Raw genomic sequence first — 13,362 nt, forward strand, 5'->3', positions numbered from 1 at the left:
AACCGGCATAACATCTATACAAATAATGATGTACGGGTAAAGGTTAATAATGAGGATTTGTATTTATATTATTGAAAGCCAGTATTTTGCAATAATAATAATAATAATAATAGGTTGGGCGGGAAGGATAGGTTATGGTATTAGCCCGAAATGAATACGTGGTTGAACCATAGTTACAGCGTGTTAAAAATGCTTTTTACTTAAACCTAAACGTTTCATTTTAGAGTTAAGCGTTGTAGCCGGAACACCTAATAATTTGGCTGCACCATCTGTGCCGGATACTTTTCCTTTACAAATACGCAGCACCTCAAATATATGGTCGCGTTCGTTTTCATCTATGGTTTTTATTTTTTGGGTTACACCATTATTATCAGTAATAGTTTTCTCATTAACCGGAAGATCTATCTTATTGATAATGGGCTGTTTGGCTAATAATACCTGTCGCTCTATCAGGTGCTCGAGTTCACGCACGTTGCCGGGCCAGTTATATTTAGCCATTTGTTTTATAGCACCTTTGGTAAAGCCTGTTAATTTTTTGCCGGTTTTACCGGCATATTTTGCCAGAAAGTAAGATGCCAGCAACGGCAGATCTTCGGCGCGTTCTCTGAGTGGGGGCAGGCTTATCGGAAAAACATTCAGCCTGAAATACAGATCTTGCCTGAAACGGCCTTTTGCTACTTCGGCAAGCAAGTTGCGGTTAGTGGCCGATATAACCCTTACATTGGTTTTTATCACCGTTTTACCTCCAACGCGTTCAATTTCCTTTTCTTGCAGGGCCCTCAATAGTTTTACCTGCATGTCTAACGGTAGTTCGCCTATTTCATCTAAAAATAAGGTGCTATTGTTTGCAAGTTCAAACTTGCCAATGCGTTTATCAGTAGCGCCGGTAAACGCGCCTTTCTCATGGCCAAAAAGTTCGCTCTCGATTAGGTTGGCGGGTATCGCTGCACAATTTATTTTAATCATGTCGTTACCTCGCCTTGCCGAGTTGTTGTGTATGGCGCGCGCTATTAACTCCTTACCGGTGCCTGTTTCGCCAAATATTAATACAGTCGATTCGGAATTTGCCACCTGGTCAATAAGCGCGAAAACCTTTCTCATTTCAAGGCCTGTACCTACAATTTCAGGATAGTTGTGCGCCGGCAGTGTGTAATCCTCAGCAATGTGCACACTACTGTCTTCAAGCTTTGTTTTTAAATTTTTGATCTCTTCAAGCTGTGGTTTTAATTTTCCGTAAGCTAAAGGGAATAACTTTGCAGCCCGATCTATAAATAATTCAAATACAGTTATATTATTTATTTGTGCAATTTGTTCTTTTAAACTGATAAGTTCCTGGTTTTCAATGCCAGGTTGCATGGTTGTTTTTTTAAAGTGTAGCTCTTCATTACTTGTTAACGAACCTTGTCGGCGTTGCAGGTAAATGATCTCCGAAAGCAGATCAGCCAGGTTGCTGCAAAAAGTTAAACACTCGGCTCCTAATTCGCGCGTGGCATTATGCAGCTCAAGTGTGCCAAGTACTTTATTATTTATTTCGAGCGGAATGTAGCAATGGTAATTATATGCAGATATGCTATTTACAGCGTCATGATTTATGCCTTCTTCCTCAATCCATTCTTCCATAGTTTTAATAACCGGGAATGAAAATTCAGCAATGGTTTTTTGTATCGTGGTAAGCTTTGATGGTTGCTGACCTATGCGGGTGCTTATCTGCTCCGTATCAATTAAGTAAGTGGATGTAAATACTTCACTAATCACAGTTTTTTTTTCATCATAGATCAATATAACACCACAATCAACCAAAAAAAGGGGATGTATCTTTTTAAAAAATATACTGAAAAGATCTGTCAGCAAAATTTTGCTGTTAAAACTGCCTGGTGTCAGTTGTGATAAAGAGGCTTCTGCGGGCAAATGTGTGTGTAACGCTGAAAAAGATGTGTCATGTGTTTCAATCATAATTGATCACTTAATTTGTGTTACCACTAAACTTAAAAACGGCAGATAGACTAAATCTGCAGTAAATTTGAGCAATTAAATATTGTTTTTAAAACAAAAATATTTTTTGGTGTTCAGGGCATTGTTTTAGCCAAGCCTTGATTCCTGATAAGGAATATAACAATATTACTTCGCTACAGGGTGTTATATATAAGTAACATCATTAAACTTCCAAATCTCGTAAATTCACGATATTTCATAATCGTTTACTCTTAGTTATTTATATAAATAATTTAATATCAAGTATTTATATGTATGGCATTGTTAATGGTTACTGATTATACATCATTTTGGGGAGCGCTTGGTTGTTCATGCTTTGCATTTTAAACAGAAGGGGGATGTTATGAATGATGTTATTAAACAACTCCTTTATTCGGATGTGGGTACGTCATTGGCTAATTGGGCAATGTTTGCTTTTCGCATATTGTTAGCGGTTGAGCTTTTTCGCGTGCATGGCATGAAAAACTTTAGGGGTAACGGCGGCAAGCCCGAGGTTGTACCCAATCCGCTTGGCTTGCCCCGGGGGATAAACAACCTGGTGGCTACCTTGGCTGACACGGTTGTGCCTGTTTTGGTGATACTGGGGGTGGTTACACGTTTAGCTGTTTTACCTACCATTGGTGTAACAGCGGTGGGCTACTTTGTTGTACACAAAAATGATCAGCCCGAGGTGAGGGATGTACCTTATGTTTATACCATTTGCTTTTTGCTTTTACTGGCAACCGGTCCGGGTGCCATATCAATAGACCACTACTTATTTAATCAATTTTTTAACAACTAAAATTTATAACAATGGAACCAAAGATCGGAATAACCCCGGAAAATTTGAGCAAAGTAGCTCATGCCTTAAATACAATACTGGCTGATGAGTTTGTGCTTTATACCAAAACAAGGAATGCGCATTGGAATGTTGAAGGCCCGGACTTTCATTCAAAGCATTTGTTTTTTGAAAGCCAGTATCAACAACTTGACGATATAATGGATAGCGTTGCCGAACGCATCCGCTCGCTTGGGCATTATGCTCCGGCTACATTAAAAAGCTTTTTAGAGCTTACCCATTTATCAGAAGTATTGCACAGCAGTAATACCGGTACCGGCTTTATAGCCGAGTTGCTTAACGATCATGAAAGCCTGATCATTCGTCTGAGAGCTTATGTTAACATTTTTGCTAATGACTTTAAGGACTTAGGTACGAGTGATTATGTTACCGGCCTTATGGAAACACACGAAAAAATGGCCTGGATGCTCCGGTCGCACCTAAAATAATATCGCCATGGAGAATCAAAAAAGTGTATGGGCGGTAACGCTCATACTATCAGTTGTTGCCGGCTATTGTGATACGGTGACCTTTGTATCGGCAGGTTCAATTTTTTCGGCCCATGTAACAGGTAATTTTATTGTATTCGCTTATCAAACCATCAAAGGGTCTGACGTGCAGGCATGGATAAAACTGGTAACCTTCCCGGTTTTCATCATATCAGTAATACTTGGCGGGGTAATAGCCAAAAGAGCATTCAATCATTACAAAATACTTTTATTAGAGGGGCTGTTGCTGCTGCTAAGTGGTATTATTTCTGAAGCCGCGGTACGCACACCCGGCCTCATCTGGGAAACTTACCTGGTGGTAATGATGGTGGTTTTTGCCATGGGTTTGCAAAATGCTTTCGGTAAGCTGTATGCAAAAGAAACCTTTGGGCCAACCACAATGATGACGGGCAATGTAACCCAAGCTTCGCTTGATTTGGGCGGCGCTATATTTTCAAAGTTTAAAGATGCCGTAACCATACAAAGCCTTAAAAAGCAAAGTATTACCATAGGCGGGTTTTTAATTGGCTGTTTCGCAGGTGCGCTCATGGCCAAAAGTTTTGGTCTTACGGTACTCATTTTACCGGGCGTAGGCATTATAGTTTGTTACTTTAGTACAGGCAAGCATGTATCTGCTTCTGCAAATTCATAAACAGGCAGGACATCACATGGATGGCCTGCCTGTTTTACCGGACTTTAACCTCTTTATAATGTTCAGTTAAAGTAAATTAACGAAATACAGTAAATAACAATGCTTGCGCGCTTGTGTAATTTGTTGAATAGTAATTATTTATGCATTGGTATTTTATTTGCAAAATTATGCTGATTACAAATTATAAATGCATTTTATTCAGAAGCGGGTTTAATGCGTAATTCCTAAATATTATTAAAGGGCGGTATAAAACCATGCGGCTAAGTATTTATATGTTAATTTTATTATTTGCTTCGGCATTTAATACTATCTGCGCGCAATCAGTTCCGCATTTAAAAACTCTACGGCAAAAACTTGCGGAAAATAAAGCTGATACCGTAAAGGCTGATCTGCTGCTTGAGCTTGGCCGATATTACCTGAACAAACCCGGCGAACTTACAAGTGATATGGACAGCGCGTTTCTGTTCAACAAACAAGCCCGCCAACTAAGCACAACGTTAAAATATACTGCCGGTATAAGCCAAAGCATGGTACTTGAAAGCCAGGTTTACCGCGAAAAGGGTGACAACATCAAAGCCAAAAAATTAACGCAACATGCGCTTCAATACGCGCAAAAGTACCACTTGTTAAAGCAAACGGCCGACTCCTGGCTGGCTTTAAGTGATTTTTATGGTATTGAGAATGATGAACTGGCAGAGCGGATAAAGCTTACGGAAATGGCCATTCCGCTTTACGAAAGGGCAGGATATAAAAAGGAGCAGGCTGATTCATTAAAAAGTTTAGGCGACTATTATCATTTACAGGCTGATAATGCCAAGGCATTAAAACTGCTGGAGCAGTCATTAAATATTTACACATCCATCAGGTATAAAGAGATACAGGGTGTGTATGATTTGCTTGGTTATTTAAACGCCCGGACCGGTAATGATGTACTCGCACTAAAATATGGATTGCTTGCTGTCAAAACGGCCGGGCAGGTTAAGGATACTACTATGCAGCTATGCACTATATATAACCGGTTGGCTATAACATATAACGGGTTAAAAAAAGCTGATGAGGCATATTATTATTATCAAAAGGCGCTTGGTGTGGCACAACGTTACAAAGCAGTTGATGCCATACAGCAGATCAAGTTCAATCAGATCATACTCATGATGGGTATACATAAGCCGGGGCAGTCACTCAAAGAACTTACCGAAGTAGTTACCAAATATCCTCCTAATCAAAATACCCGGCTTAAAATAACCTCGCTGTCGCTTTTTGCCAAAATATATATGGATATGAAACAGTTACCTAAAGCCAAAAGGTTTGTTGATTCACTGCTGTATTATTATACTGATTTTGGAAAGGAATTTGGTTACGCGCCTTTTGTAAATGAACCTATTATCAGATACTATTTTTTAAGCGGACAGTTAGCCGGGGCATATCCATATTTAAAAACTAATGACAGCCTTGCCCGGTTACGACACAACTTGACAACTATTGCAGCAAACGAACTGATGTGGTCAAAAGTAGATTCAGTATCGGGTAAATTAACCGGTGCATTACAGCATTACCAGCAATACAAAAAGGTAAGTGATTCTTTAAAGAATATCGATCAGAAAAAGCAAATATCAACGCTGCAATACCAGTTTGATATAGATAATAAAAACCGTGATATACTGGTATTAAAACAAAATGGCCTGTTACAAAAAAACCGCATCAACAGGGAAATGGCCATCCGTAATATTGTTTTGGGCGGCTTGGTGATTTTGATGATATTTTTGGGCCTTGTTTACAGCCGTTATAATGTTAAAAAGCGTAGCAACATTTTACTTACACAAAAGCAAAACGAGATCAACAATCAAAACCAGGTTTTGGTAAAACTTTTAAACGAGAAAGAATGGTTGTTAAAGGAGATCCATCACCGGGTAAAAAATAACCTGCAGATTGTGATAAGCCTGCTAAATACCCAATCAGCATACCTGGAAAATGAAGATGCTTTACAGGCTATTAAAAACAGTCAGCATCGTATGCATGCCATGTCGCTAATACATCAAAAACTCTATCAGTCAGACAACGTAGGTACCATTGATATGTCGGTATACATACATGAACTGGTTGAATATTTAAGCGAAAGCTTTAACCGCGATAAAAATGTGGTAATGAACATCAATGTCATCCCGGTTAAACTGGCGGTATCTCAGGCGGTACCGCTCGGCCTTATCTTGAATGAGGCCATAAGCAATGCTATAAAGTACGCTTTTAAAGAAACCGGAAAGGGCAGCATTGATATTAAATTGCAACCTCTGCAAAATGAAAAATATTTGTTGTGTATTGCCGATAATGGCCGGGGTTTGCCTGATGGTTTTGATCCATATAATATAAGCTCATTAGGCATGAGCCTTATGCTGGGTTTATGCCAGCAGCTTGATGGTGAGTTCTTTTTGGAAAATAGCAGTGGGCTTAGGGTGTGTGTTACCTTTAAAGCTATGGAATTTAATAACTTAGGTGCTGAGATTTCCTGACCAATGGTTAGGTAATGTGGAAAGAAATGAAAGAGAATATTTTAATAGTTGAGGATGAATTTATTGTAGCTAATGATCTGCGTATCATGCTTCAAAAGGCAGGATACCAGGTTTGTGGTATTGCCCCTTCAGTGGCTAAGGCTTTAGATCTGATAAAAGCCAAAAGCCCCGATTGGATACTGCTTGATATATTTTTACAGGGCACAAAAACGGGTATTGATCTGGCCGGGCAGTTAAGTGAAATTGGTATGCCCTTCATATATATATCGGCTAATACCAACCAGGCAATATTGGAGGCTGCAAAAGCCACTGAGCCGTATGGCTTTTTAGTTAAGCCATTTCGCGAAAAAGATTTGTTGGTAATGCTTGATATTGCTTTATACAGGCATGAGCAAAGCTTAAAGTTCAGCAAGCCAAAGGTGCCAGCACTATTTGAGCAGATTGACCAGATAATTGCCAAAACCGATAGCCGCGACGAAAAACTCAAACAGGTAGCCACAGTCTTACAAAGCATTATTCCGTTTAACTGTTTAAGAATAGTAAAAAATGAGCAGGTAACAGACGATCAGCAGGTTTACCTGATCAAAAATACCTTAAACCTTTTTCAGGTAATGTCGCTTAACGAGATAATTGAACAGGCTGGTGTTTCGCAAAGGGATTACCGCTCCTGGAAAACATCTCCGGCAGAGAACAAGAATCATTTTTACAACAATTTTGAATTCAGACGCTTAAAAATGGATAGCTTGTGGCTAAAGGCGTTAAGCGATCATTTCAAGTATCAGTCTACCTTAAATTTTGATGTTAAACTGGATGATGGATACTCCTGCAAATTGAGTTTTTTTAGTACGGAGTTAGAGAGTTACAATAAGTTACAGCTTGATCTGCTGCAAAAAAATGAGGACGCGCTTAAAAACCTGATCAATGGTATATTATTAAAAAAGGATGTTGAAATAAGGCAGCCACGTACTGCAAGAGTTTCAACAATACCGGTTGATGAAAACAGCAGCGCACAAACTTTTAATGGTATTGTTGGTCAAAGCCGCTTATTAAAAGCAGTTTTTGATAAAATAACCATTGTAGCTCCAGATGATTCATCAGTACTAATAACCGGCGAAAGCGGAACGGGTAAGGAGAGGATAGCGCAAACCCTCCACCAGTTATCGCTCCGAAAAAACAAAGCCATGGTTACCGTTAACTGCGCCGCGTTGCCCATTAACCTGATCGAATCTGAACTGTTTGGGCACGAAAGGGGGGCTTTTACCGGTGCTACAGAAAAACGCACGGGTAAGTTTGAACAGGCAGACGGCAGTACCATATTTTTAGATGAAATAGGAGAGTTGCCGCTTGAAGCCCAGGTAAAACTGCTGCGGGTGTTGCAGGAGCGGGAGATAGAACGTCTTGGAGGCAATTACATCAAAAAAATAAATGTGCGCATTATAGCCGCAACCAACCGTAACCTTGAAAAAGAGGTTGCCGAGGGTCGTTTCAGGCTCGATCTTTACTACAGGCTTAATGTTTTTCCGATAGATTTGCCCGCTTTAAGGCAGCGTAAAGAGGATATACCTTTGCTGGTCAACTACTTTTTAAGTCGTTTTATCAAACGATCAAATAAAAATGTGACCGGTATAACTGACGAGGCTATGAAAACCCTGATGGATTATGATTGGCCGGGCAACATACGTGAGCTGGAACATTTAATAGAGCGCAGCCTACTTATGGCTACGGATGATGTGATCACTAATATTGATATACCCCAAACACCATCTGCCGGTGTGGTTAATGGCGAAGCAGGTATACGCATACTCACAATGGAAGAGATGGAACGCGAGCACATACTCAACATATTAAAAGTTTGCAAAGGCAAAGTGTTTGGCCCGGGCGGCGCGGCCGAAATGCTTAACATTCCATCAACAACACTCAACTCAAAAATTAAGAAACTCGGTATTAAGTACGAGTTTGTAAAGTAGATGTTTAAAACAATTCTAACGGTACTCTTAAGGTCTTTGATTACAAAAACAGTTAATGTTTGGGTGTGATGCGTATTTCGGCAATATCCACCTGCATTTCTTCCTTCCGTATGGCCTCGTCAGAAAATATTTTTTCTTTACGGATATGGTAGAGTTCTTTTCGCTGTGTATGATAAATATCTTTAAGCACGTGCCTGTATACAGCTAACTCCTTTTGGTCTTTATCCACACATTCAAGGCATTCAATTCTGCGGGCATTGTGTTTAAGATGATTTTCAAACTCGAGTTTTAAAGTAGCAAGCAGGTCATTGCTTTGCAGTTCCGCCTTGTACTTACTGTCTAAACGGTTAAGCGCCGCGTTTAAAATACGTATGCGTATTTGGGCTTCTTGTTGTTCCTCCGGTATCACGGGATCTATCTCCTCTATTTTGAGTGCTTTTATTATGAACGGAAGAGTTAAACCCTGTACAACCAATGTGCTCAGTATTACCACAAAAGTTATAAATATGATTAGGTTACGCTCAGGGAAGGGTTTACCATCACTTAAAACCATAGGCAATGATAACGCTGCCGCTAACGAAACTACGCCACGCATACCCGCCCAGCCAATTATAAATGACCCCTTCCAACCGGGGTTAGGCTCTTTTTTGCGGATATTTTTAAAAAGCCAGCGTGGTATAAATGTACCAGGGTATATCCATACCATCCTGATTATAATAACCACCAAACTCACCATTAAGCCGTATTTGCACGCTTCTATAAGTGAGTAACCCTCAAGCCCGGCAACAATGGCAGGCAGTTCAAGCCCGATAAGTATAAAAACCAGTCCGTTAAGGATTATTGAAAGTGTTGACCAAACATTGATGGTTTGCAGCCTGCTTTGCCCGTCGGCAAAAACCTCATGCGATCGGTACGACAAAAATAGGCCGCCGCTTACCACCGCCATTACGCCCGAAAAATGGAACTCTTCGGCGGCAAGATACATCAGGTATGGCGAAATTATGGTAAAGGCCGAATCGATACTGGCCGTAGTAGGCAAAAAACGATGAATAAGATAAACGGCGTAAGCAATAACAAGCCCGATGCCAATACCCATCAGGGTTACCGTAACAAAGCTAATGGAGGCTTGCTGAAAAGAGAACTGGCCGGCAATAGCGGCAGCCAGTGCAAAACGGAACACTATAAGGCTGGAGGCATCGTTCACAAGGCTTTCGCCCTCTAAAATGGTTAGTATACGTTTAGGTACACGTATGGTTTTTAAAACCGATGCAGCCGCGATAGCATCAGGGGGCGATATGATACCGCCTAACAAAAAGCCCGTAGCCAATGTAAAGCCGGGTATAAAGCCGGTTACAAAGTAGGCAACAACCGTTGATGTAAAAAATACCAAACCGAAAGCCAGTAAGGAGATAGGGCGTTTCCATTTCCAAAATTCGTTCCACGATGTCCACCAGGCAGCCTCATATAACAAGGGCGGTAAAAATATCAGGAATATCAGGTCGGGTTCAATATTAATAACCGGCATACCCGGAATATTGCTGATGACAAGCCCGGCAAGTACTAAAAAAATAGGGTAGGCTATCTTTAACCGCCGGGCCAGTAATATTAACAAAAATGCGGCTGATAGTAATAGCAGGAATTGAAGTAAGGTATAGTGCATGTTGTGAAAATCAATAATCAAAATTAGATAAATAGCTCCGTTAAGCAGTTAAACGACACTTGACCTTTCTTCAGCCAGCTCTCTTGAAAGGAAGAAGTTCAACCCGGTCCTGATCACGGCTATTGCGCCCAGTTTACCTATTTCTTCCCATCCGGGCGCTACCGCGGTTGAAAGTATGTCGGCACCGAGTTGAAATTCAAGCGCCAATGTAAGGTACGTGCAAGTGTAAGCCTGATGATGTTAAAATCGGCATGTTTATTTTTTATCAGAGCTTTTAAAAACCTGAACGTAGCCAGCGCAGAACCGGCAGCAATTATTAATGCTCCCAAAATTTCTACTGAAAAACGTAACCAATGTACTAAATTCGTAATAAATTTTTCAATGTCGTATGTCATTTCAGATGTGTAATTACTAAAGCAATTCATCAAATCTGAAACCATGTTTTATTTGCCTGATCAGTAGTTTGTTAGGACATAATAGCGAATGTCGTATTAACGATATTTCGTGAAATGATGATGGGGCATATATTGTTTTCAACTTCGCAAAATTATGATATGTCGTAACTTTAAATGATTAGATTGTGTGTTAAAATGCTGATTTTCAAAGATCTGTTCAATGGATCAAAGTTTGACGTATTTTGTAAATACACGCGTCATGGCAAGTATATCTCGACCATGCTTTTTAAAAGATTCTGGATGGCCATTAGTTTAAAAAACTGTTTTTCTTATCGCTTAGTTAGCCGTTATAAAATATTACTGGTATTATCCGTTGCCATTATGCTGACAAGCCAGCAGGCTATTTGCCAGATCGACCTCAAAAACTCCCTGTATGATCTGAAAAGCGAATTTATCCGCGCAAATACCGACACCCAAAAAGTGAGGCTGGCCCTATCTATCAGCAGTTTTTATCTTACCAATAAGGTACGTACCAAAGCCATGGCCGACTCATCCCGCAAGTATATTGCCTTGGCTCAGGCTTTAAATAATACAGTTAATTTTAAAGATGCCCGCGACGCAATCAGGATGCTGCAATTTAAAATTCTTTTGCGCGATAATAGGTTTAGCGAGGCTGACAGAATGATAGCCCAAAGTACGGGGCCGCTGTATTGTCATCTGAATTTTTTGTTAGGTCGTTTCAGGTTAGAAAAACCCGGCTCAGAAAAGGAGGATATGGAACTTGCTGAGAAGTACTTTTTAGCTTCACAGCAATATGCCGTTAAAAAGGGAATGCCTAACATAGCGCTAATTAGCCAGGTATATCAATACAACCTAATGGTTGAGCGGGGTGTTGACGAAAACATATGCAATCAATATTTAAACCAGGTACTAAAAAAATGCCGGGTAACTAAAAGCAAACAAATTGAGTTAAAGTTAATGCAAACCAAAGCGGTTAATGATTTGAACCACTATAATTTAACAGGTTATATGTACAAAACAGCCACTTTGGCAAAAGCTATTGGTAACAAAGGTATTGAGATTTTTTGCCTCAAAGAAATAGCTGATTATAACCTGCGCCAGGGCAAGATAGACTCGGCAGAGCAGCAGCTTAACACGGTATTAAAAATGTATACTGATTTGGGGTTTAAAAATTTGCAGTTTACTTATGATCTTTTAGCTGCTACCGCTTTAGTTAAAGGCAATATGGAAAGCGGTATGAAATACAGCATTGCTGCTGTAAAAACAGCAGAACAAACCGGGACAGATTATGGCATAAATTCATTTTACAACAGGCTTGCCGGTCTGTGCCGTGATTTGGGTATGAAACGACAAAGCCTGATGTGGTACCGTAAATGGCAGGAAGCCGCTATGCGTTCAGAAACAAGTTTTCCGTATGCGGCTTATAGCGCTCTTGCTGCCGAATTGATATTGCAAGGGAAAGCTAAACAGGTACTAAAAACGCTTGACAGTGCCGACAAGGCCTTTAAGTTTGATCCGGATGGTATGTTTTTAATACCGCAGCTTAGGGCCAACTGCTATGCCGCATTGGGTAAAATGGATAGTGCTGAATTTTACAGTTTTAAAATTGTTAAAAACCTGGAAACCCGCGGCATAAAGGATTATTTGTATTACCAGGCTTATCAAAATCAGGCGGCTTTTTACATAAAACAAAGAAACTTTATAAAAGCATCGCCATTTGTTGACAAGGTGCTTGCCGCGGATAAAGGCTATGTTAAAGCTGCAGATATGGCTGCCTTGTTGATGTATAAGTTTAAGGTTGACTCAGCACAGGGCAATTATCTATCGGCTATTAATTATTTTAAGGCATCAAAAGCTATAAGCGATTCCATTTATAACCAGGTTAAAATAAAACAAACCGAACAACTACAGTTACAGTATGCCACAGCCGAACGTGATCATGAAAACCTGGTACTCCGCAGCAAGAACAACCTTCAGCACAGTGAACTTGAAAAGGAAGCACTTAACAGAAAGCTGGTTACTACAGCCCTGTTAGGCTCAATCCTTATTACCGGCCTTATGTGGTACCTGTACCGGGCCAAGCAAAAAAGTAATACCGGTTTAAAGCTTCAGCAGGATGAAATTAATAAGCAGAACAAGCAGTTGCAGTTGCGCCAAAATGAGATCAATAAACAAAATATACAGCTTAACCAGTTACTGCACGAAAAGGAGTGGCTAATGAAGGAGATCCATCATCGTGTAAAAAATAACTTGCAGATTATTTCGAGCCTGTTAAATACACAATCATCCTACCTGGATAATGAAGAAGCGCTAATGGCCATAAGGGATAGCCAAAACCGGATGCAGGCTATATCAATTGTGCATCAAAAGCTATATCAGTCTGATGATCTGTCAACCATTAATTTACAGGTATATATTGAAGAACTGGCACAAAGCATCCAAAATTCATTTCAAAATAAGCAAAACATAAACTTTAATATTAATATTGCCAATGCAAGGTTATCCACCGCGCAAACGGTGCCTTTGGGACTGATTTTAAACGAGGCCATAACCAATAGTGTTAAGTATGCTTTTACCGAAACACGCAAAGGGCTTATCTCGCTTTATTCATCAGTAATTGAGGGTAACAATTACAAGTTGATTATAAAGGATAACGGAAAGGGTTTACCCGAAGATTTTGATATACACCATTGCACTTCACTTGGTTTAAACCTTATATCCGGCCTTGCTGAGCAGTTGGGTGGCCAATTTGATATTCAATCCAACGGCGGAACCACAATCACTGTTATATTCCCGATAGAAACAATTTAGAACCGCTGATGATTTTTGATTCTCGTTAAGGCGGATCAATAAAAGTAATTAT

The 13,362-nt window shown here is 40.0% G+C and carries 9 protein-coding genes; 6 read left to right on the forward strand and 3 right to left on the reverse strand.

From position 1 onward, the window contains the following. Positions 1-183: 183 nt before the first annotated feature. A complete protein-coding gene (locus LJ707_RS02855; RefSeq protein WP_228949221.1) occupies positions 184-1,755 on the reverse strand; it encodes a sigma-54 dependent transcriptional regulator in 1,572 nt (523 codons plus the stop codon). A gap of 580 nt (positions 1,756-2,335) precedes the next feature. Between LJ707_RS02855 and LJ707_RS02860 the strand changes: the two genes are divergently transcribed. From LJ707_RS02860 to LJ707_RS02880, 5 genes are all read left to right on the forward strand, one after another. After that, on the forward strand, positions 2,336-2,773 hold the full coding sequence (locus LJ707_RS02860) for a DoxX family protein (protein ID WP_228949222.1): 438 nt from the start codon (positions 2,336-2,338) through the stop codon (positions 2,771-2,773). 11 nt (positions 2,774-2,784) lie between these two features. Beyond that, positions 2,785-3,258, forward strand: a complete 474-nt coding sequence (locus LJ707_RS02865; protein WP_228949223.1) for a Dps family protein — start codon at positions 2,785-2,787, stop codon at positions 3,256-3,258. 7 nt (positions 3,259-3,265) lie between these two features. After that, the gene (locus LJ707_RS02870) at positions 3,266-3,949 is read left to right on the forward strand and encodes a YoaK family protein (RefSeq protein WP_228949224.1); all 684 of its coding nucleotides are present in this window, start codon (positions 3,266-3,268) and stop codon (positions 3,947-3,949) included. A 272-nt stretch (positions 3,950-4,221) separates the two neighbouring features. Continuing rightward, positions 4,222-6,456 (forward strand): histidine kinase dimerization/phosphoacceptor domain -containing protein, encoded by a 2,235-nt coding sequence (locus tag LJ707_RS02875; RefSeq protein ID WP_228949225.1) that lies wholly within the window; start codon positions 4,222-4,224, stop codon positions 6,454-6,456. 26 nt (positions 6,457-6,482) lie between these two features. Then, entirely contained in the window at positions 6,483-8,423 is a 1,941-nt protein-coding gene (locus tag LJ707_RS02880) for a sigma 54-interacting response regulator (protein ID WP_228949226.1), read from the forward strand. Between the two features lie 52 nt (positions 8,424-8,475). Here the strand turns inward: LJ707_RS02880 and LJ707_RS02885 are convergent, their stop codons facing one another. Further along, positions 8,476-10,083 carry a Na+/H+ antiporter gene (locus LJ707_RS02885; RefSeq protein WP_228949227.1) on the reverse strand — a complete coding sequence of 536 codons (1,608 nt, stop codon included), beginning with the start codon at positions 10,081-10,083 and terminating at the stop codon, positions 8,476-8,478. Between the two features lie 48 nt (positions 10,084-10,131). Then, entirely contained in the window at positions 10,132-10,290 is a 159-nt protein-coding gene (locus tag LJ707_RS02890; RefSeq protein ID WP_228949228.1) for a DUF1622 domain-containing protein, read from the reverse strand. Between the two features lie 383 nt (positions 10,291-10,673). Here LJ707_RS02890 and LJ707_RS02895 point away from each other — a divergent pair, with 383 nt between their 5' ends. After that, a complete protein-coding gene (locus tag LJ707_RS02895) occupies positions 10,674-13,310 on the forward strand; it encodes a sensor histidine kinase (RefSeq protein WP_228949229.1) in 2,637 nt (878 codons plus the stop codon). Positions 13,311-13,362 lie beyond the last annotated feature (52 nt).

Origin of the sequence: Mucilaginibacter sp. UR6-1 (assembly GCF_020880975.1) — a bacterium.
GTDB lineage: Bacteria > Bacteroidota > Bacteroidia > Sphingobacteriales > Sphingobacteriaceae > Mucilaginibacter.

Bases quoted from the DNA above. Each gene is read 5' to 3' on its own strand.
- LJ707_RS02875 (WP_228949225.1), top strand. From the start codon at position 4,222: ATGTTAATTTTATTATTTGCTTCGGCATTTAATACTATCTGCGCGCAA.
- LJ707_RS02870 (WP_228949224.1), top strand. From the start codon at position 3,266: ATGGAGAATCAAAAAAGTGTATGGGCGGTAACGCTCATACTATCAGTT.
- LJ707_RS02885 (WP_228949227.1), bottom strand. From the start codon at position 10,083: ATGCACTATACCTTACTTCAATTCCTGCTATTACTATCAGCCGCATTT.
- LJ707_RS02880 (WP_228949226.1), top strand. From the start codon at position 6,483: ATGAAAGAGAATATTTTAATAGTTGAGGATGAATTTATTGTAGCTAAT.
- LJ707_RS02895 (WP_228949229.1), top strand. From the start codon at position 10,674: ATGCTGATTTTCAAAGATCTGTTCAATGGATCAAAGTTTGACGTATTT.
- LJ707_RS02865 (WP_228949223.1), top strand. From the start codon at position 2,785: ATGGAACCAAAGATCGGAATAACCCCGGAAAATTTGAGCAAAGTAGCT.
- LJ707_RS02860 (WP_228949222.1), top strand. From the start codon at position 2,336: ATGAATGATGTTATTAAACAACTCCTTTATTCGGATGTGGGTACGTCA.